Genomic DNA, 20,082 nt, shown 5'->3' with positions numbered 1-20,082 from the left:
TGCAAACATGGAGAGAGTATGATGCTGGTGATCATGTATTGTTCATCGGTGAGATCCAGGAGTTTAATTTCGGAAATTTGGAAGCGCTTACTTTTTATCGAGGGAAAATGGGGTCTGCTAAACAACTTGTAAAATAGGGGGGATTCTTATGGGGATTAAAACCGGTGAAGAATATATTAATAGAATTAAATCCAGAAAGCCAGAAGTCTGGCTTGGTGGAAGGGTAATTGAAGATATTTATAATGAGCCTATTTTTAAACAGCCGATACAAGAAATTGCAAAGCTTTATGACATTCAACATGATCCGGAATATCAAGATGAAATCACCCATATTTGCAATGAAACCGGAGAACGTGTTAACAATGCTTTTTTGTTCCCGAAGACAGCGGAGGATTTGCAGAAAAGAAGTAAATTATTTGAAGCGTACGCCAGGATGACATATGGACTAATGGGGAGAACGCCGGACTTTTTAAATGTTGTGGTCACTTCCATGGCACATAATTCTTGGTTTCTTGATAAATACAACAAGGACTGGTCTAAGAACATCCAGAATTATTATCGTTATATTCGTGACAATGATTTATTCTTAACGCATGCGATCATTAATCCTCAAAATGATCGAAGCAAGGCATCTCATGAACAAAAAGAAACATATACCCACTTAGGGACGGTTGAGGAAAAAGAAGAAGGAATAATGGTCCGAGGTGCAAAAATGTTAGCCACACTTGCACCCATTACAGATGAAGTGATTATCTATTCTTTTCCAGGATTCCTACCTGGGGATGAACGTCATGCGGTGGCCTTTGCACTGCCGATCGATACACCTGGACTTCGTATAATTTGCCGGGAACCAATGCAGGACGGAACACGCTCGATGTTTGATCATCCTCTGGCCTCCCGCTATGAGGAAATGGATGCTCTGCTAGTATTCAATGATGTCTTGGTTCCTTGGGATCGTGTCTTCTTATACAACAATGTGGAGGCTGCAAACCGCTTGTATCCAATGACGGGAATCGCCGAACAGCCTGCTCACCAATCTGGGGTGCGTGGATATATTAAATTGGCGTTTGCCGTAGAAGTTGCTTGTAAAGTGGCAGACTCCATCGGGGTTGATGGATTCCTGCATGTACAGCGTGATCTGGGTGAACTTGTGCAATCTGTCGAAGTCATCCGTTCACTGCTACGGGTAGCCGAATATGAGTATACGATTAATGAATACGGTGAGGCTCGCCCAAATCCGGATGCATTGGAAACGATTCGTGGTTTCCTTCCTGAGATGTATCCCCGTGCCATCGAGATTATCCAGACCATCGGAGCTGGCGGACTGTTGATGTCTCCGACTGAGGCCGACTTTAATAATCCAGAATTGCGAGTAGATATTGATAAATATTATGGAGGGCGAAGCGGAGTTACAGCGGAAGAGCGTGTTCGGGTGTTTAAACTCGCGTGGGATTTATGCGGCGAAGCATTTGGGCAGCGACTCCTCCAATACGAACGTTATTACACGGGTGACCCAGTTCGTAAAAGAGCCATTTATTATAATAAATATAAGAAAAACAAAAACTTTGGCATGGTCGATGAGGTTCTTAACAATCCGAAGCAAGTCGCCATCGATGTGGTTAACCAATAATACTAATAGTTGAATAGTGAGGGGGGGCAATCATGATTTCGTCCGTCGAGAAGCTGATAAAGATACTTGATTTATTCACGAATGAAGAACCTGCACTTGGGAATAAGGAAATAGCTGAAAAATTGAATATGAGCCCAAGTTCATCTCATCATCTAGTGAAAACGATGTGCAAGGACGGGATGCTGATCCAAGGCAAAGACCGAAAATACCGGCTCGGATGGAAGTTACTTGAGTGGAGCAGTAAAGTCATGTATCAGCAGGATATTCATCTTGAAGCTGGCCCGATTATCAGTAATCTTGTCCTGCAATTTAGAGGGAATTCTCACATCGGCATGTTTCACGAAGGCGAAGTCAGGTTTGTGATGAAAATGTCGTCCCCTCATGCCGAGCATATGACCACATATATAGGAGCAAGAAAACCAGCTCATTGTACGAGCAGCGGGAAAGTATTACTTGCCTTTAACCCATCTTTTATTCAGCCTACGCTTGCGAAAGGGCTATTGAAGCACTCAACTAATACGATCACTTGCATTAACCAATTGAATGAAGAGTTGAAGGAGATCCGCAAACGGGGATATGCGATCAGTGATGATGAAAATGATTTTGGGTTATATGGCGTTGCCGCACCTATAAAATCCTATAATGGCCAAGTAATTGCAGCTCTAAACCTTGTCGGGGATCGAAATTATATGATTGGAAAAGAAAAAACAAGGATTATTCAGTCGGTGATCCGTTCGGCTCAAATGATTTCAAAACAGGTTGGTTATATGTCGTTAACGTGAATTTACTGACTATTGTGTAAATTAAAATGGGAGGTAGTTTATTTATGAAAGGATATGTTCAATCTTCAAAATTACAGGAGAGGTCATTAAACCTATTGAAAGTTATTGAGGACAATAAAAATTTATTGAAGCCGCCTGTCAATAACAAAGTGCTTTGGGAAGATTCCGAATTCATCGTCATGCTTCTGGGTGGCCCGAATTATCGGCGGGACTTTCATGTCGATCCTTCTGACGAGTTGTTTTATCAGATAAAAGGCTCGTGCTATGTAGAATGCATCAATCAAAACGGTGAGCGTGAAGTAGTGGAGGTAAAAGAGGGGGAATTGTTCATGCTGCCAGCTGATGTACCACATTCCCCTCACCGTGTATCGGATACTTACGGCATTGTTGTAGAACGGAAGCGCGCGAAAGGTGAGCTTGAAGATTTTGTTTGGTTCTGCGGGGATTGTAATCATGAGATGCACAAGGTTACGGTCCAATTGACGAATATTGAAGTTCAGGTGAAGGAAGCCATTGAAGCTTTCAACGGTAGTGAGGAACTGCGCACTTGTAGTGAATGCGGTCATGTCATGTCAGAGAACGTTGAGGCTTGGAAATGCGAATAGATTTTCATACACATATTCTTCCGTTGGACCTGCCAGACTTAACAGGTGAATTTGGTCAGGGTCGCTGGCCGGTACTAGATCAGAAATGTTCTTGTGGAGCGGATATCATGGTAAGCGGAAAGCTGTTCAGAAAAGTGACTGACCAAGTATGGGACGCTGAAAAACGCATTCAGGATATGGATGCGGAAGGAGTCGATATGCAGGTGCTCTCACCGGTGCCAGTGACATTTTCATACTGGGCGCCTATCCACCAGGCGCTATACATGTCCAAGTTCCAGAATGATTTCATTGCTGGGGCTGTGAACAGGCATCCAGATAGGTTCATAGGTCTCGGTACTGTACCTCTTCAGGATATCAATGTGGCGATAGGCGAAATGGAACGCTGTAAATTTGATCTTGGCCTGGCGGGGATCGAAATCGGTACGAACGTAAACGGAGAGAACCTAGATTCACCTGTTTTATTGGAATTCTTCCAGATGGCTGAAAAATGGAATGTCCCACTGTTTATACACCCATGGGAGACAATGGCAAAAGACCGCACGGAACGTCATAACCTCATGTATACAATCGCGATGCCGAGTGAAACGGCATTGGCGGCAGCAAGTATTGCGTGGAGTGGCGTCATGGAAAAGTTTCCAAACCTGAAAATCTGTTTTGCACATGGAGGGGGCTCATTTCCTTATATTTTACCGCGGATCGATCAGGGGTGGGAAGTATGGCCTGAATTAAGGAAAACTTCCATGCCACCAAGTTATTATGCACAAAAGTTTTATTTCGATTCCCTGAACTATGATACCCGGAATATTGAGTATCTGATTAATAGGTTTGGATATCAGAAAGTGCTGATGGGTTCCGATTATCCATTTTTATTGAGAGAAAATCCCCCAGGTCAGGTGATAGATGACACTCTAAATCTTTCAGATGAAGTGAAAGCGAATCTTCTAGGGAAAAATGCATTGAGGTTTTTAAATTTGGAATCACGAGAGGAGAAGCATGGAAAAACAGATAAAAGCACCGGAACAAGTCCTTGAAGAACTTGGAATCAAGCTTGAGCCGCCGAGGAAAGCGGTCGGCAACTATGTCAGCCACGTCCGTGTTGGAACTTTAATTTTCACATCTGGACAAGGTGTGGATGATTATCATGGAAAGGTTGGCAAAGATCTGACGGAAGATGAAGGGTACCAGGCAGCGAGGCAGTCGATGGTAAACCTTCTGCGGGTGCTGAAGGAAGAACTTGGAGAATTATCCAAAGTGAAAAAGGTCATCAAAATTCTCGGAATGGTTAATTCAGCCGAGAATTTCACAGGCCAGCCCAAAGTATTGAATGGCGCGTCTGACCTGCTTGTGGCCGTATTCGGAGAGAGGGGTAGACATGCTCGGTCAGCAGTGGGAATGGCCCAACTTCCGAATAATACGGCAATTGAAATTGAAATGATCGTGGAAATACAAGATTGAGGCACTTGTCTAAGCCAATACCTCAATAAAGGGGGAGGGATTTTTCATGCAAGCAGCAAATGATAGTAGATATACAGCTAAATCTATAGATTGCCGGCACTTTATTAACGGTGAATTCCTGAATCCAAATCAATCCAAGACTTTTGATAATATCAATCCCGCAACGGAAGAAAAACTTGGCTGGGTTGCAGAAGGGGGGAAAGAGGAGGTGAATCTGGCTGTTTCTGCAGCAAGACATGCACTTAAAGGTCCTTGGAAATCTTTTACCGATAGTGAACGCTCTAAGGTTTTAAGGAAAATTGGCGATCTCATTTTGGAAAAGAAAGAAGAACTGACAATTTTGGAAACTCTTGATACAGGGAAACCATACAGCCTTGCACTGGAAATGGATATCAAGCGTTCAGCTCACAATTTCCACTTTTTTGCGGATTACATCACTACACTTGGCAATGAATCGTTCAATCAGGATAACATTGCCCTTCATTATTCGCTTAGGCGGCCTGTAGGTGTTGTTGGAATGATTAATCCGTGGAATTTACCTTTGTTATTGTTGACATGGAAATTGGCACCATGCCTTGCAGCTGGAAATACAGCGGTTCTGAAACCAGCTGAACTGACACCGATGACAGCGACTAAGTTAATGGAAATCTGCAAGGAAGCGGGAGTTCCCGATGGAGTTGTCAATCTTGTGCATGGATTTGGTGTAGATTCAGCCGGAGCTGCTCTGAGTGAACATCCGGACGTCGATGCGATAACTTTCACAGGGGAAACTAAAACGGGAACGGCGATTATGAAAGCTGCCGCGCCTACGTTGAAAAAAATCTCTTTTGAACTGGGCGGGAAAAATCCGAATATTGTGTTTGCAGACTCGAATCTTGATGAAGTAATCGAAACGACATTGAAATCAAGCTTCATGAACCAAGGTGAAGTTTGTTTATGTGGATCGCGTATCTATGTTCAGCAAGGTTTGTATGACGAATTCCTTGAAAAGATGGTCTTACGAACAAAAAAATTAAAAGTTGGCGATCCGTTTGATTCCGAAACGGAGGTAGGAGCTGTAATAGGAAAAGAACATTTTCAAAAAGTGATGAGTTACATTGATTTGGCGAAAGAAGAAGGCGCAAGAATAGTAACGGGTGGAAGAAGAGCTGGACAATTTGAAAAAGGCTTTTTCATTGAACCGACTATCATTGCCGGGGTTACGCGTGAATCCCGTTGTGTACGGGAAGAGATTTTTGGCCCTGTAGTAACGGTCATGCCTTTCGAAACGGAAGAAGAAGTACTGGATCATGCCAATGACACTCATTACGGTCTGGGGGCAACGATTTGGACCAATGATTTAAGGAGAGCGCATCGTGTCGCTTCTAAAATAGAAGCGGGCATTATCTGGGTGAATACATGGTATTTGCGTGATTTGCGTACACCTTTTGGTGGTATGAAGCACAGTGGCATCGGCCGTGAAGGCGGATCGCATAGTTTCGAATTTTACAGTGAATTGTCTAACGTCACGATTAAATTATAGGGATGGGGGAAAGCATCATGAACGCTAGTTTAACGGAATGGTCTGCCAGGTTTTTGAAAGCGGAAAAAACAAGAATCGGAATAGCGGCCCCCACCAGTGAAATTGAAGATTTGGACGTGGAGGATGCCTACCAAATTCAGCTTGAAACCATTCGAAGGAAAATCCAATCCGGTCTACAGGTATCAGGAAAGAAAATAGGCTTGACCTCAAAGGCTATGCAGGAAGTTCTGGGGGTCAATGAACCAGATTACGGACATTTACTGGATGGAATGAGGGTGGAGAATGGTGGCTGCATATCCAGTTCACGATTGATTCAACCGAAAGTGGAGGCAGAAGTAGCTTTTATTTTAAAGAAAGATCTACATGGTCCCGATATTACGGTTGATGATGTAATCGAAGCCACTGATTATGTGGTTGCCGCAATCGAAGTGGTTGATAGCAGGGTGATGGATTGGAAGATTAAACTTCCGGACACTGTCGCGGATAATGCCTCATCAGGCTTATATATTTTGGGAGATCGCAAAATCCAATTACGTGATATCGAACTCCCTTCCGTCCAAATGAGTTTATATAAAAATGGTGATTTCATGAACGAAGGAACAGGTGAGGCGGTACTGGGAAATCCAGCGACGTGCGTGGCCTGGTTAGCAAACAAACTGCATGCGTTTAATGGTACATTGAATGCGGGCGAAGTCATACTATCAGGTGCACTATCCGCCGCAATCGAAGCGAAACCGGGTGACCATTTTTCTGCTGACTTTGGAGAAAAACTTGGAATAGTCTCGATTAATTTTGAGTGAAAGGAGCTCAAGTGCCATGAAAAAGCTAAAAGTAGGCATTATCGGATCAGGGAATATCGGGACGGACTTAATGATGAAAATCCACCGGTCGGATGTTCTTGAAATGTCGGTAATGATTGGTATTGATAAGGAATCAGAGGGTTTATCGAGGGCTAGAGCGCACGGACATCATATCATTGCAAATGGCCTGGATGGATTTTTGGACAAGCCGGAGCTTGCAGACATTTTGTTTGATGCCACATCCGCGAAGGCTCACGTGATGATTCACTATGAAGCCCTGAAAAAGTTGAACAAGAGGGTCATAGACTTGACTCCGGCCGCAATCGCACCCTTTGTTGTTCCTTCTGTCAATTTGCAGAACAATATGGAAGAGATGGAAGTTAATATGATTACTTGTGGCGGTCAGGCGACAATCCCAATTGTTCATGCGATCAGTCAAGTGGCCCAGGTCGAATATGCTGAAATAATCGCGACCATTTCCAGCAAGAGTGCCGGTCCCGGAACTCGGGCTAATATCGATGAGTTCACCCAAACGACGGCAAGGGCACTGGAGCAGGTCGGTGGAGCGAAAAAGGGAAAGGCTATCATTCTGCTAAATCCGGCCGAACCGCCACTCATTATGAGGGATACGATACATTGTCTGCTTCAATCGGAGTCTTTTGATGTGAAAGCGATAAAATCGTCCATTAATAAGATGGTGGAAAAGGTATCTGAATATGTTCCTGGCTATCGTCTGAAGACAGAGCCGATAATTGACGGTAAACAAATAACCGTATTTCTGGAAGTGAAGGGGTTAGGAGATTTTCTCCCGGTTTATGCAGGTAATTTGGATATAATGACGGCTTCAGCTGTAAAAGTGGGGGAAGAGATCGCTAAAAGTCAATTGGAATATTATGTTTGAAAAAGAAATCAACTGTAAAGGTGGGGTTCATTTGCGTAAAGATGTATTGGTCACTGAAGTTGCATTGCGGGATGGGAGCCACGTAGTGGCACATCAATATACAATTGAACAAGTCAAGAACCTGACAGGAAAACTAAGTGCTGCAGGTGTCCCTTTTATTGAAGTGTCGCATGGAGATGGCCTAGGCGGATCGTCCTTGCAATATGGTTTCTCAAAGGTGAATGATATTGAATTAGTTGAAGCAGCTGTTGAAGTGGCTGGCGAATCCGCTATTTCAGTGTTATTAATTCCGGGTATAGGAACAATCGATCAATTAAAAGAAGCCGCTCACGTTGGTGCGAAAATGGCACGAATTGCAACCCACGTAACCGAAGCGGATGTATCAAAGCAACATCTGGAGGCTGCGAAACATCTCGGTATGGAAGCAATTGGATTTTTAATGATGTCTCACATGGCATCTCCCGAAAAACTTGTTGAACAAGCCCTTTTAATGGAATCCTATGGAGCGGATGCTGTGTATGTGGTTGATTCCGCAGGGGCTTTTTTGCCCCAAGAAGTGAAGACGCGAATCAATTTATTAAAAACAAACCTGAATATCGATATCGGTTTTCATGCTCACAATAACTTATCACTCGCTGTGGCAAATTCACTTGTAGCAATCGAAGAGGGGGCGAATCGAATTGATGGCAGCATCCGCTGTCTCGGTGCAGGTGCAGGGAATACCCAGACGGAGGTGCTTGTTGCCGTTCTGGATAGGCTGGGTATCCGTACGGATATCGACTTATATAAAATGCTTGATCTTTCGGAGGAAGTGGGAAATACAATCATGCAAAAGCCCCAGGAAATAACAGATTCGAGTTTAATAATGGGATATAGTGGCGTGTACTCCAGCTTTTTATTGCATGCGAATAAAGCGGCGAAAAAATATGGAGTCGACGCAAGGGATATTTTAATGGAGCTTGGCCGGCAAAAAGTTGTTGGCGGACAGGAAGATACGATCATTGAAGTGGCAAAGCAAATGGCGTTACAGAAAGAAGGGACTTTAAGATGAAACTTGTTCAACTAGCAAAACAAGTAGCAGAATCGCAAAGAAATGGCCATGAGATGGATAAACTTACATTATCCAATCCAGAACTCACAGTAAATCAAGCCTATGAAATTCAGAAGTTGAGCATTAATGAAACGCTCACCGGTGATAACAAATTCATCGGGTGGAAGATGGGCTTGACGAGCAAAGCCAAGCAACAGCAAGTAGGGGTAGAGGAAGCGATTTATGGCAGGCTGACATCTGCCATGGAACTTAATAATCCATATTTAAAAGTTGGGGAATTCATTCATCCGAGAGTGGAGCCCGAATTCGCTTTTTTGTTCAAGGGGGAATTGAAAGGTGCAAATATAACGGCGAAAGACGTATGGCCGGCCGTAGAATGTGTATTTCTAGCATTGGAAGTCATTGACAGCCGTTATAAAAATTTTTCTTTTACACTTACAGATGTAGTGGCGGATAACGCATCCTCAGCCAAAATCCTGCTTAGCAATCAAGCTTTTTCTCCATATCACACGGACTGGGCACAAGCAGAAGTTATGCTTTATCAAAATGGTGAAATGCAAAAGAAGGGGCTTGGTGAGGCTGTACTCGATCATCCGATTCATTCGATCGTGGAACTTGTAAAAATGATAAGCCGGGAAGGACTGTCCATTCAAGCTGGTATGATCGTTTTGGTAGGCGGTATTACAGATGCCATTTCCATACAGGCAAACGATGAAATTATAGCGGATTACGGTAAGCTTGGGAAACTGACATTGCATGTCATAGCGTGAAAGAGGTGGGAATCAATTGCGTCAAGTCAATGCTTCGGAAGAGGTCGGCAATAGTAAATTTGGACATTTACATTAATGATTTTTATGTGGTGTTTGTTCGCCATTACCTTTGAACAATTTGATATAGCCATGTACGGAGTATATATCAAAAACCAACCCAAATTAGAGCGGAAAACAACAATTCGCGAGTAAAAGGTGCAAATTCGCGAATAAACCTCCTAAACTCGCGAGTAAACGCCTCAAATACAGAAGAATCCATTCAAATTCGGCACTAAACCGCGCAAATATATCAAAAACCAACCCGAATCAGAGTGGAAAACAGCAATTCGCGAGTAAATCTTCCAAACTCGCGAATAAACCGTCCAAACTCGCGAGTAAATCGCCCAAACTCGCGAGTAAACGTCTCAAATACAGATGAATCCACTCAAATTCGGCACTAAACCGTGCCCAAACTTGTGAGTAAACAACTAAAATTTGCGGGTAAATCGCAACAAGGGGGATCTTAGCAATTCCAACTCTTTGAGGATATGTGTTTTGAAAATTTTTTCTAATCTCTGTTTGACAATTGGATTTATCGTGTTAATATAAAGGCAAATGAATTTCATATACAATTTGTACCACTAGGGGTGCTTTATTGGTAAATCCGATTTTACCTGAGAAGCTGAGATTAAAGTATGACTTTAAGACCCTTGGAACCTGATCTGGTTTATACCAGCGTAGGGAAGTGGGGTCTGGGACGATACGGTTTTTTTGTATTATTTCAACTACAACCACTTTCTTGCGTTAAAGAAAGTGGTTTTTTGTTTGCCAAAAAAAGGAGTGGTGAAAGTTTAATTGTGTCATTGGTGAAAAATATTGATTTGGAGGAATGAGGATGAAGTTTTCAGAGGTAATTAGGCAAGAGGTGGATCATATTTGGGAAGCTAGTTTTAGGCACGAGTTTGTAACGGGAATAGGGGATGGCACGTTGCCCTTGGAGTGTTTTCGTTTTTATGTGATGCAGGATGCCTACTATTTATCTCACTTTGCGAGGGTTCAGGCCTTAGGTGCAGTCAAGGCTGAAGATTTACATACAACGAGCAGGCTTGCCGGGCATGCCCAAGGAACGTATGAAGCGGAGTTGAGGCTTCACGAAAATTTTTCTGAGAAATTGGGTATCACGGAAGAAGAGAAGGCAACCTTCACACCTGCCCCGACGGCTTATGCGTATACATCGCATATGTATCGGGCCGCTTATTCAGGACATTTAGGAGATGTGATTGCCGCGATCCTGCCATGCTACTGGCTTTATTATGAGATAGGTGAAAAGCTGCAAGGGTGCAATCCGGATGAGCCGATTTATCAAGAATGGATTGCGGCATATGGTGGAGAGTGGTTCCGTGCGCTGGTTGAAGAGCAAATTGCAAGGCTTGATGAAATTGCTGAAAAAGTAACGGATTCAGATAAAGAACGGATGAAAGAGCATTTTATCCTTAGCAGCCAATATGAATATTCATTTTGGGAAATGGCTTATCGTTTGGAAACATGGCCGGTACATAAGAAAACATTAGAAGTGTAAAAGGAGATTGTAACTATGAAACAAGGGTTGAAATTAACGGATATATTGGTCACGATCGTGATTGCTGTCGCCTTTGGTATCGTTTATATCCTGTGGGGCTCGATTTATTATTCCGTTAAACCATTTGGATTGCATTTAGATCAGCTAATTTATGGAATGTGGTTCATGGCAGGACCCGTTGCCTTTTTGGTTTTACGGAAGCCTGGCGTGGCACTGTTGGCAGAGATTGCGGCAGCATCGGGTGAGTTCTTTCTTGGCTCACCGTGGGGGTTGACCGTCCTTTTATATGGGGTGGTGCAAGGCTTATTCGCGGAACTGGTGTTCATGGCTTTCAAATATAAAAACTTCAATCTATCGGTAGCCGTTTTAGCAGGGATTGCTTCCTGCCTTGGATCGGTCGTGATGGACTTTGCCTACGGGGAGATCGGTGCCCTCTCTACTTGGAATTTACTATTGTTCATGATTGCTAGATTTATCGGATCGATCTTCTTTGCTGGGGTGTTTGCCTACTATCTAGTACGGGTGTTGGAAGCTACGGGAGTTACGAATCTTGTACGTCCAGTATCAAGCAAGGATTATGCCGAATTGGATCAAAAGTAGAGGTGGATGACGATGGAACGAATCGCTCATGTCGAAAAGTTAAGATTGAAGTTTCCTGGCGATGGTTCCTTGCTTTTCAAGGACTTATCCGTATCGATTGATAAAGGTGAAAAGGTTTTATTGTTAGGTCCGTCTGGAAGTGGGAAGTCGACCCTATTGCAAGTTTTGAGCGGGTTGATCCCACAATCCATCGAAATACCGATGAAGGCGGATCGATTGAAGTGTCCAGCTTCATGGGGGTTCGTTTTTCAAGATCCGGATTGTCAATTTTGCATGCCGTTTGCCGATGAGGAGATTGCCTTCGTTCTGGAAAATCTCGCCATACCAAAGGAAGAAATGAAGGAGAAAATCCAATATTATATCAGTCAGGTAGGATTGGAGCTGAATGATTTTCATACATGCATCGATACATTATCAGGCGGGATGAAGCAGCGGCTGGCTATTGCGTCCGTCTTGGCGCTGGAACCAGAAGTGATTTTTCTGGATGAGCCCACGGCCATGCTTGACCCGCAAGGAACAAAAGAAATGTGGGACATGCTGAAGGAAATCGGACAAGATAAGACGATAATCATCGTGGAGCATAAAATCGATCATGTCTTGGAATTCATTGAACGAATCGTTCTTTTCAATGATGATGGACAAATCATTGCAGATGGTCCGAAAGGCGACATTCTTTCAAGATATAAAAACGAAATGAAAGAATATGGAATTTGGTTCCCGGGAGTTTGGGATGAGTATATCCAAAATCATGAACTCGTTCGCAAACACCGGGATAGTGATGGCGGCCCCATTTTACAAGTTCAGGATTTTGGCGGTTTCCGGAAAAAAGAAGCGAAAATAAAGGTTGAGGAGCTGAAAGTCTATCCGGGGGAATGGATTGTGATCAACGGCGAAAATGGAGCGGGCAAGAGTACGCTTTTACATGCATTCATGCAATTCATATATACCACGGGAAAGTATGAATTAGCAGGGACACCGATCAAAAAGGTGAAAAACCTAACCGATTACATGACCTTCGTTTTTCAAAATCCTGAATTTCAATTCGTTGCGAATACTGTATACGAAGAAATCGCCTACAGTTTGCGGATCAACAAAAAACATCAGCAAGAAATAGGTGAAGTAGTCCGTGAACTCCTTGAAGTGTTCCAGTTGGAAGCACATCAAGCTAAACATCCGTTCCAATTATCAATGGGCCAAAAACGTCGCTTGAGTGTAGCGGCATCAATCGTGATCGATAAGCAAATCATTCTCTTGGATGAGCCTACCTTTGGCCAAGATTCGAAGAATACCTTTGCGTTGCTGGAATGGTTCGAGGAATATCGAAGCCGCGGGGGGACAGTGATCATGGTGACCCATGACGATCATATTTCCGATCACTTTGCAACAAGGGTCTGGAAGGTTAAAGATGGTAACGTAATAAGAGATGAAAAGGTCATCCAGCAGCCCCGATTACCGGAGCCTGAAGCTTTTATATATTAAAGGAGTGGCATGCGTGAATTTCTCAGGTGCAGAAACATGGCTACACAAGGTTAATCCAAGCCTGAAGCTATGCATATTGATTGCTATATGCTTGTTGGCATTATTCATCCATGATTCTAATTACATGATGAATGTGACCATTGGTGTTTTACTATTGTTCTTGTGTTTTTCAGGTCATTCGATAAAGCGTGTGTTACTTTTGTTCATCCCTTTTTGCTTCATATTCATATCCACTTCTTCGGCGATGATTTTCTTCGGCAAAGGTGAGACACTTTGGTTTGAGTGGGGTCTGATATCGATTACGGAAGAAAGCTTCATGAGGGGATTACTGGTAGGCTTTCGAGCTCTGCTTTTTGCGGCTTTGGGATTGACTTTTTCCTTGACGACGAGACCCGTGAACTTGTTTTATTCCTTGATGCAGCAAATCAAGCTTAAACCTAAATATGCCTATAGTTTCATGGCGGCATTAAGACTTATCCCGATTATGATGGAGGAGTTTCAAATGATACGGAACGCAATGAAAGTACGCGGGTTCGAACGGGGAACAGGAATCAAGGCGATTTATTTCAAGATGAAGGCTTATTCCATCCCGTTGTTATCTGGAAGCATTAGACGGGCTCACCGAATTGCGGTTGCTATGGAGGCGAAGCGATTTACGGATACGAGGGAGAGGACCTACTATTATGAGTATGGTTTTTCCAAAAAAGATCAAGGTTTCATTCTTTATTTCACCATCGTGCTGCTGGCAGGTTTATACTTAGCGGCTCAGTTCCCGATCTTGCCAAGATGAACCCATGAGATTACTTTGCTAGTTAAGGAGGCCTGAATATGAGTGCACAAGAATTGCATATTATTTCTACCGGGAAACAGCATATGGAACAGTTCGTGGAGATCGCGTCTGAAATACAGGATGATGTTGATTTCTTTCATTTAAGGGAAAAGCAGATGAATGCTTCAGAGCTTTACCGAGCCGTCACTCTATTACAAGACCAAAAGATTCCGTTATCGAAACTCATAATTAATGACCGTGCGGATGTAGCTTGGACAAAGAAGGCATGTGGCGTGCATTTAGCTTTTCACAGCTTGGATGCCGCCGTCGTAAGGAGGGCATTTCCAGGATTGGGTGTAGGCTGTTCGGTTCATTCCATGGAAGAAGCGGAAGTCGCTTGCCAACAGGGAGCCGATTATGCGATGTATGGACATATTTTTGAAACGTATTCCAAGCGTGGCCTCCCTCCTAAGGGCGTAGAGGAACTTCAGGCAATCACAAGCAATGTCAGTCTTCCGATCATTGCAATCGGAGGCATTACACCTTCGAATTGCCAGAGCGTGCTGGAGGCAGGTGTCCGAGGGATTGCGGTCATGTCAGGTATACTCGAGGCAAAAAACCCCATGGAGGCCGTTAAAGAATATTCGAAGTCTCTAGGAAAGGTGCGATAAGATGAATTCTTATGATGCAATCATTGTCGGCGGAGGAGTAATTGGCGGATCGATTGCGTTTCAATTAGCGAAACGAGGCAAAAAAGTCCTTTTACTGGAAAAAGATAGACTTGCAGGCAAAGCATCCAGTGCTGCAGCAGGAATGCTCGGGGCACAAGCTGAGTTGGAAGCCGATGACCCGTTATTTACATTGGCAGGAAGAAGCAGGGGGATGTTTCCTGCCTTGGCGAAAGAATTGAAGGAAGCTAGCGGTGTAGACATCGAATTGGTGAACAAGGGTATGTTCAAGGTGGCGCTAACGAATGAACAAGAAGCAGGATTGAAAAAAAAGATCAATTCCCAGCAAGCTGCCGGACTTGAGGCGGAATGGCTGTCACCAGCCGACTTAAGGAAAGTGGAGCCGCTTCTTTCGGATGAACTCAAGGGTGCCATGTATATTCCCGATGATGGACAAGTTTCAGCCGCGAAGCTGGCACTCGCCTTTACTAAATCTGCCGAGGCCTTGGGTGTGGAGATAAAGGAGTTTGTTGAAGTCAGTGATTTACGTATGGAAAATGGAGTAATATCAGGCGTTGTCACTACTATGGGTGAATTTTCAAGCAGGAATGTCATTGTTGCAGGCGGGGCGTGGAGTGCTTTCCTCCTTGAGAAATCAGGCATAAACCTGAATACCCATCCAGTAAAAGGTGAATGCTTTTCCGTTCTGACTAATCGGCCATTGATTGAAAAAACGATTTTTTCAGATGGCTGCTATCTTGTACCAAAAGTCGGCGGAAGAATCATCGTCGGTGCAACCGTCAAGCCAAATACGTTCAATCAACAGGTGAGCATGGAAGGAATAGCATCGTTAATCGAAAAGGCAACACGATTGCTTCCGGCCATGAAAGAGACGGAATGGGAAAAAACATGGGCAGGAATACGCCCCCAGACAGGTGACGGCTTGCCTTATTTCGGCGAACATCCCGCATGCAAAGGATTGTTCATTGCAACGGGCCATTTTAGGAATGGAATCTTGCTTTCTCCAATTACGGGGGTACTGATGGCTGACATTATGGAAGGAAAGCAGAATCAGGAATGGTCCGCTTTCCGATTGGATCGTTCGGTACAACCCATATTTTCTTAAATTGAGGTGATTGGATTGGAATTGATGATTAACGGGGAAAAAATCCAGGTTTCTGCTGCGGAGTTTACTGTTGCTGGATTGCTGCAACACTTCGATTTACAACATAAAGTGGTGATCGTGGAATTGAATGATGAAATAGTGGCAAAGGAAAACCAAAGTGAAACAATGTTGTCAAACGGAGACAAGATCGAGATCGTACATTTTGTAGGAGGTGGATGATATGTTGAAAATTGGTTCTTATGAATTTTCTTCAAGGTTATTATTAGGTACAGGAAAATATCCGGATTTTGATATTCAAAAGCAATCCGTGGAGGTTTCGGGGGCGGAAATATTAACGTTTGCCGTGCGGAGAATGAATATTTTCGAAGCCAGCCAGCCCAATTTTTTAGAAAAGCTTGATTTGAAAAAGTACACACTTCTTCCCAATACAGCAGGAGCGAAAACGGCCAAGGAAGCTGTGCGTATCGCCCACCTTGCCAAAGCCTCTGGGTTATGTGACATGATCAAGGTAGAGGTGATCGGATGTCAAAAAACGCTGTTGCCCGATCCGATCGAAACGTTAAAAGCTGCTGAGGAATTAGTGAAACTGGGATTCATCGTATTACCTTATACTTCGGACGATGTGCTGCTTGCGAAACGACTGGAGGAAATCGGTTGTCATGCAATCATGCCTGGTGCTTCGCCGATTGGATCTGGTCAAGGCATTCTCAATCCGCTTAACCTTAGGTTCATCATCGAGCAAGCCCAAGTTCCGGTAATTGTTGATGCCGGGATTGGCACGCCCTCCGATGCGGCGATTGCCATGGAATTGGGCGCGGACGGTGTTCTGCTTAACACGGCAGTTTCCGGTGCAAAAGATCCTGTCAGAATGGCGAAGGCGATGAAGCTTGCCATCGAGGCAGGACGCTTGGGGCATGAAGCAGGAAGAATAGGAAAAAATGAATACGCCATTGCCAGCAGTCCGGTTGAAGGAATGAGCATTGGATGAACGAGCGCTATTCACGTCAAGAGCTTTTTGGCCCAATAGGGAAAAGCGGGCAGCTGAAAATTCGCAAGAAGCACGTATTGGTAATCGGGGCGGGTGCTCTCGGTACGGGAAGTGCGGAAGGCCTTGTACGTGCAGGAGTCGGTAAACTGACGATCGTGGACAGGGATTATGTCGAATGGAGCAACCTTCAAAGGCAACAGCTATACTGTGAAGAGGATGCGGAGAATAGAACGCCGAAAGCAGTGGCGGCAAAGAAGCGTTTGAATGCCATAAACTCGAATGTGTCGGTGAATTCACTTGTATCGGATGTTTCGGTTGAGGAAATGGCGAAGCTCGTTTGCGATGTGGATTTAATCGTCGATGCAACCGATAATTTCGAAACGAGAATGATCATAAATGATAGTGCACAAAAATTTAAAATACCTTGGATTTACGGGGCGTGTGTCGGCAGCTATGGGATAAGCTTCACGGTGATTCCAGGTATGACCCCATGTTTGAATTGCTTGCTGGAAACGGTTCCTATCGGCGGACAGACTTGCGATACGGCGGGAATCATCAGCCCTGCCGTGCAAACGGTGGTCGCCCATCAATTGACGGAAGCTTTGAAAATACTTGTCGAGGATTACGCCTCCTTAAGAAACAAAGTGGTTTCATTCGATCTATGGACAAATGAACAGGCCGCCATTGCTGTGACAAAATTAAAAAAGGACAACTGCGCTTCTTGCGGGGAAAAACGGACATACCCCCATCTTTCTTATGCAAACCGAACAAAAACAGCCGTTTTATGCGGGAGGGACTCCGTTCAGATTCGGCCTACGAAAGAATATGTCGGCGATTTGACTCAGCTGGAAAAAAGTATACGCGCCCAAGGCAGCCATGTCGTAAGAAATCCTTATTTACTTTCATTTGCGGTCGGGAAACATCGATTGGTCGTATTTAATGATGGCCGGGCATTGATTCATGGAACAAAAGATATTGCAGAAGCCAAAACCTTATATCATCGTTATTTTGGTTAAAGAACTTTGCCGTAAGATGACCATGGAAAAAGGAGTGTAGCCAAAAAGGTGCACTCCTTTCTTTGATTTAGGCTGTTTTCGCATATTTTGTTGCTATTCACCTGTCCTGCTGCCCCCAGGAGTCTCGCAATCTGCGCCATCAACTTATCTCGTTTCGTTTTAAAACAACCATCTTTACGAAGAGAGCCTTGAGTTTTTTCGTGATTAACAGAAGAGATTATCGTAATATTGATATGTGAAGAAACTTTTCATAAACACCTCCAGATGGATGTATAGGAGGAAATCCGGCAAATGAATGAGATCCTTTTCCGCTGTAATCTAAGAAGCCTTTAGGTCAAATCCAAGCACAGAATATTCCCATCATCCTAATACAAAAGAAATCAAATGATGGGAAGGTACGCTAGGAATTGATTTATTATCCAGCAGCTACCCTTTACCTGTACAATGAAAAGCAATTCGAAATAATCAATTTTTAAAAATAGATATTATAAGAGGCAGGAACGACTATGAGAGAGCGGCAAATACATATTTTAGAAGAATTGAAACGCAGGGGGGATTGGGTTTTAACAGGGGATTTGGCCTTACGGGTTGGCTGTTCGGAGCGTACGGTCCGAACCGAATTGAAAACGCTCTCTTCAATGAAAGGTATATCGCTTGAGAGCGTCCGCGGAAAAGGGATCCGCCTGATCAAATGGAATCCCATCCGTATCACAACTGAAGAGTTTAGTCCTGATGAGCGGGTTCGCAGGATGGAGATAGAGTTGCTGCTTTCAAGACAGATGGAAGGTACGGAGTTAATGGATCGATACTTCATAAGTGAGTCGACACTAAGAAATGATTTAATCCAGATGGAACAGCATCTTTCTGGCTATCAGCAAATCCTAAGACGCCGGCCTTTACGCATCGAAGGGGAAGAGAGGCTGAGAAGGGGCGCCTTGTTGGATATATTGAGGGGTCATGCAGTTTCGGATTGGTTTTCTTATGAAGATATTTTGTTTGTGCGGCAAGTGATTGATGAGCTCCAACGGATGTTTGATCAGCCTTTCTCCGATGTATCCTTTGAAAGACTCAACTGGCAGTTATTATCTCAGATAAAAAGGCTCCACATGGGTGGGGTGATTCACCTTAGTGAACATGCGGAAGAAATAGCCAGTGGCACGGGCATTAACAGGGAACTGAAAAAAGTAGAAGCTCGCTATCTAAACCAGTTGGCTTTAAAACTTCCGTCATCAGAGAAAAATTACTTGATTTTATGTATAGCAGCGGCACGGGATAACTTAAGGAATCCAAGGGATAAACTGCTCGAACGCCTTAAAACGGCTGTTCATAAATTTGCCGTATCTGTGCTTTCTTCCATTTACGGAGGTGCACTGAGAAAGGATATGTATGAAGGTCTACTTATGCATATCCGTTCTTTTGCCTATCAGTCATTGTTAGCTCAGTTACCGGAAAATCCGCTGATAGATCAAATAAAGAGGCGCTATGCCCCGACCTATGCAGCTGTTTTGCTTCATGCTCCCTTATTAGAAGATATACTAGGCAGCCATTTACCGGAAAGTGAAGCAGCTTATTTAACGATACATTTTCAAACGGTCCTCGAACGTCGGGGCATTGGCAATCAGCCTAGAGTATTGATTGCCTGTTCTTATGGAGTTGGGATGAGCCAGTTGCTTGCGGCAAGAATTGAAAACCAATTTGGGCAGTCGATCAAAATCATTGGGACATGTAAAGTAAGGGAAATCAATGAGCGGTTTAAAAAGGACGCACCAGATGCTGTAATCTCTACCATCCCGATAGAAAACAGCGACATTTTGCACATTGCGATTTCTCCCTTTCTATCTGGGGAGGATGTAAAAGGAATCCGGGGAATGTTGGAAATGGAAAATGGTAAATCCTTTGAAATGCTTTCCGCTCTCATCCACTCGGTGCTTTTTTTAGACGAAGCGCTTTCTCGAGAACGGGCACTTGCGAGGCTGGTGGTTGCTGCTGAAGTAGATGAAGCATATGCCGAAACTGTTTATCAGCGTGAGCATGCAGGATCAACTTCCATCGGGGCGGGGATCGCCATTCCTCATGGTGACCCGGAAAAAGCAAAGGAAAATCGAATTAATGTCTTGGTTCTGAAAATTCCTTCTTTATGGGGTGCCGATGAAGTGCGGATTGTATTTTTGCTGCAATTCAGGAACCAGGATAATGTTTTGTTAAAAAAACTCTTTGAAGATATTGCGAAATTAAGTGAGGCTCCTGAAATTGTGCATCGATTGACTCAAAGTAAATCCGAAGCAGAATTTCGCTCAGTTTTGCTACATTCTTAACACTTTGCCGTTACTAACGGTAAAAATGTAGCAGAAAGCGATTTCAA

Annotated in this window: 20 protein-coding genes and 1 riboswitch; all 20 genes read left to right on the top strand. The window is 43.8% G+C overall.

What is annotated here, in order from left to right; genetic code table 11:
• Window positions 1-148: 148 nt before the first annotated feature.
• On the top strand, window positions 149-1,630 hold the full coding sequence (locus CVN76_RS17980) for a 4-hydroxyphenylacetate 3-hydroxylase family protein (protein ID WP_100532405.1): 1,482 nt from the start codon (window positions 149-151) through the stop codon (window positions 1,628-1,630).
• 32 nt (window positions 1,631-1,662) lie between these two features.
• Window positions 1,663-2,412: an IclR family transcriptional regulator gene (locus CVN76_RS17975; protein ID WP_100532404.1), complete on the top strand. Its 750-nt coding sequence runs from the start codon at window positions 1,663-1,665 to the stop codon at window positions 2,410-2,412.
• Window positions 2,413-2,456: 44 nt separating this feature from the next.
• Window positions 2,457-3,017 (top strand): 3-hydroxyanthranilate 3,4-dioxygenase, encoded by a 561-nt coding sequence (locus CVN76_RS17970; protein WP_100532403.1) that lies wholly within the window; start codon window positions 2,457-2,459, stop codon window positions 3,015-3,017.
• Window positions 3,008-4,048 carry an amidohydrolase family protein gene (locus tag CVN76_RS17965; RefSeq protein ID WP_100532402.1) on the top strand — a complete coding sequence of 347 codons (1,041 nt, stop codon included), beginning with the start codon at window positions 3,008-3,010 and terminating at the stop codon, window positions 4,046-4,048. Before CVN76_RS17970 ends, CVN76_RS17965 begins: the two co-directional genes overlap by 10 nt.
• On the top strand, window positions 4,011-4,472 hold the full coding sequence (locus tag CVN76_RS17960; RefSeq protein WP_100532401.1) for a RidA family protein: 462 nt from the start codon (window positions 4,011-4,013) through the stop codon (window positions 4,470-4,472). Before CVN76_RS17965 ends, CVN76_RS17960 begins: the two co-directional genes overlap by 38 nt.
• A gap of 46 nt (window positions 4,473-4,518) precedes the next feature.
• Window positions 4,519-5,994 (top strand): aldehyde dehydrogenase, encoded by a 1,476-nt coding sequence (locus CVN76_RS17955; RefSeq protein ID WP_100532400.1) that lies wholly within the window; start codon window positions 4,519-4,521, stop codon window positions 5,992-5,994.
• Window positions 5,995-6,011: 17 nt separating this feature from the next.
• Entirely contained in the window at window positions 6,012-6,794 is a 783-nt protein-coding gene (locus CVN76_RS17950; protein WP_100532399.1) for a 2-keto-4-pentenoate hydratase, read from the top strand.
• A gap of 16 nt (window positions 6,795-6,810) precedes the next feature.
• Window positions 6,811-7,695: an acetaldehyde dehydrogenase (acetylating) gene (locus tag CVN76_RS17945; RefSeq protein WP_100532398.1), complete on the top strand. Its 885-nt coding sequence runs from the start codon at window positions 6,811-6,813 to the stop codon at window positions 7,693-7,695.
• 31 nt (window positions 7,696-7,726) lie between these two features.
• Window positions 7,727-8,746, top strand: coding sequence for a 4-hydroxy-2-oxovalerate aldolase (dmpG, locus tag CVN76_RS17940; RefSeq protein ID WP_442857585.1), 1,020 nt, complete (start codon window positions 7,727-7,729; stop codon window positions 8,744-8,746).
• Window positions 8,743-9,516, top strand: coding sequence for a 2-keto-4-pentenoate hydratase (locus CVN76_RS17935; protein WP_100532396.1), 774 nt, complete (start codon window positions 8,743-8,745; stop codon window positions 9,514-9,516). The genes dmpG and CVN76_RS17935 overlap by 4 nt, the downstream gene beginning before the upstream one ends.
• 612 nt (window positions 9,517-10,128) lie before the next feature.
• Window positions 10,129-10,256, top strand: a riboswitch (TPP riboswitch).
• 134 nt (window positions 10,257-10,390) lie between these two features.
• Window positions 10,391-11,074 (top strand): thiaminase II, encoded by a 684-nt coding sequence (gene tenA, locus CVN76_RS17930; RefSeq protein ID WP_100532395.1) that lies wholly within the window; start codon window positions 10,391-10,393, stop codon window positions 11,072-11,074.
• Between the two features lie 15 nt (window positions 11,075-11,089).
• On the top strand, window positions 11,090-11,674 hold the full coding sequence (locus tag CVN76_RS17925) for an ECF transporter S component (protein WP_100532394.1): 585 nt from the start codon (window positions 11,090-11,092) through the stop codon (window positions 11,672-11,674).
• A 12-nt stretch (window positions 11,675-11,686) separates the two neighbouring features.
• Complete coding sequence (locus CVN76_RS17920; protein WP_100532393.1) at window positions 11,687-13,153, top strand: ABC transporter ATP-binding protein; 1,467 nt, start codon at window positions 11,687-11,689, stop codon at window positions 13,151-13,153.
• 13 nt (window positions 13,154-13,166) lie between these two features.
• Window positions 13,167-13,943: an energy-coupling factor transporter transmembrane component T family protein gene (locus CVN76_RS17915; RefSeq protein WP_232732315.1), complete on the top strand. Its 777-nt coding sequence runs from the start codon at window positions 13,167-13,169 to the stop codon at window positions 13,941-13,943.
• A gap of 38 nt (window positions 13,944-13,981) precedes the next feature.
• Entirely contained in the window at window positions 13,982-14,593 is a 612-nt protein-coding gene (gene tenI, locus CVN76_RS17910; RefSeq protein WP_100532391.1) for a thiazole tautomerase TenI, read from the top strand.
• 1 nt (window position 14,594) lies between these two features.
• Window positions 14,595-15,716: a glycine oxidase ThiO gene (thiO, locus tag CVN76_RS17905; RefSeq protein WP_100532390.1), complete on the top strand. Its 1,122-nt coding sequence runs from the start codon at window positions 14,595-14,597 to the stop codon at window positions 15,714-15,716.
• Window positions 15,717-15,740: 24 nt separating this feature from the next.
• Window positions 15,741-15,935, top strand: coding sequence for a sulfur carrier protein ThiS (gene thiS, locus CVN76_RS17900; RefSeq protein WP_332850652.1), 195 nt, complete (start codon window positions 15,741-15,743; stop codon window positions 15,933-15,935).
• Between the two features lies 1 nt (window position 15,936).
• A complete protein-coding gene (locus CVN76_RS17895; protein ID WP_100532388.1) occupies window positions 15,937-16,704 on the top strand; it encodes a thiazole synthase in 768 nt (255 codons plus the stop codon).
• Entirely contained in the window at window positions 16,701-17,720 is a 1,020-nt protein-coding gene (locus tag CVN76_RS17890) for a thiazole biosynthesis adenylyltransferase ThiF (protein WP_100532387.1), read from the top strand. The genes CVN76_RS17895 and CVN76_RS17890 overlap by 4 nt, the downstream gene beginning before the upstream one ends.
• 506 nt (window positions 17,721-18,226) lie before the next feature.
• Window positions 18,227-20,035, top strand: coding sequence for a BglG family transcription antiterminator (locus CVN76_RS17885; protein ID WP_100532386.1), 1,809 nt, complete (start codon window positions 18,227-18,229; stop codon window positions 20,033-20,035).
• The last annotated feature ends 47 nt before the right edge of the window (window positions 20,036-20,082 follow it).

The sequence above is a fragment of the Bacillus sp. mrc49 genome, assembly GCF_002803435.1.
The sequence above is the reverse complement of the archived record's forward strand: the minus strand, read 5'-3'. Positions and strand labels throughout refer to the sequence as shown.

Bases quoted from the DNA above. Each gene is read 5' to 3' on its own strand.
- CVN76_RS17935 (WP_100532396.1), top strand. From the start codon at position 8,743: ATGAAACTTGTTCAACTAGCAAAACAAGTAGCAGAATCGCAAAGAAAT.
- CVN76_RS17895 (WP_100532388.1), top strand. From the start codon at position 15,937: ATGTTGAAAATTGGTTCTTATGAATTTTCTTCAAGGTTATTATTAGGT.
- CVN76_RS17980 (WP_100532405.1), top strand. From the start codon at position 149: ATGGGGATTAAAACCGGTGAAGAATATATTAATAGAATTAAATCCAGA.
- CVN76_RS17955 (WP_100532400.1), top strand. From the start codon at position 4,519: ATGCAAGCAGCAAATGATAGTAGATATACAGCTAAATCTATAGATTGC.
- tenI (WP_100532391.1), top strand. From the start codon at position 13,982: ATGAGTGCACAAGAATTGCATATTATTTCTACCGGGAAACAGCATATG.
- CVN76_RS17975 (WP_100532404.1), top strand. From the start codon at position 1,663: ATGATTTCGTCCGTCGAGAAGCTGATAAAGATACTTGATTTATTCACG.
- CVN76_RS17970 (WP_100532403.1), top strand. From the start codon at position 2,457: ATGAAAGGATATGTTCAATCTTCAAAATTACAGGAGAGGTCATTAAAC.
- CVN76_RS17965 (WP_100532402.1), top strand. From the start codon at position 3,008: ATGCGAATAGATTTTCATACACATATTCTTCCGTTGGACCTGCCAGAC.
- CVN76_RS17890 (WP_100532387.1), top strand. From the start codon at position 16,701: ATGAACGAGCGCTATTCACGTCAAGAGCTTTTTGGCCCAATAGGGAAA.
- thiO (WP_100532390.1), top strand. From the start codon at position 14,595: ATGAATTCTTATGATGCAATCATTGTCGGCGGAGGAGTAATTGGCGGA.
- CVN76_RS17950 (WP_100532399.1), top strand. From the start codon at position 6,012: ATGAACGCTAGTTTAACGGAATGGTCTGCCAGGTTTTTGAAAGCGGAA.
- CVN76_RS17920 (WP_100532393.1), top strand. From the start codon at position 11,687: ATGGAACGAATCGCTCATGTCGAAAAGTTAAGATTGAAGTTTCCTGGC.
- CVN76_RS17945 (WP_100532398.1), top strand. From the start codon at position 6,811: ATGAAAAAGCTAAAAGTAGGCATTATCGGATCAGGGAATATCGGGACG.
- CVN76_RS17885 (WP_100532386.1), top strand. From the start codon at position 18,227: ATGAGAGAGCGGCAAATACATATTTTAGAAGAATTGAAACGCAGGGGG.
- CVN76_RS17960 (WP_100532401.1), top strand. From the start codon at position 4,011: ATGGAAAAACAGATAAAAGCACCGGAACAAGTCCTTGAAGAACTTGGA.
- thiS (WP_332850652.1), top strand. From the start codon at position 15,741: ATGATTAACGGGGAAAAAATCCAGGTTTCTGCTGCGGAGTTTACTGTT.
- CVN76_RS17925 (WP_100532394.1), top strand. From the start codon at position 11,090: ATGAAACAAGGGTTGAAATTAACGGATATATTGGTCACGATCGTGATT.
- tenA (WP_100532395.1), top strand. From the start codon at position 10,391: ATGAAGTTTTCAGAGGTAATTAGGCAAGAGGTGGATCATATTTGGGAA.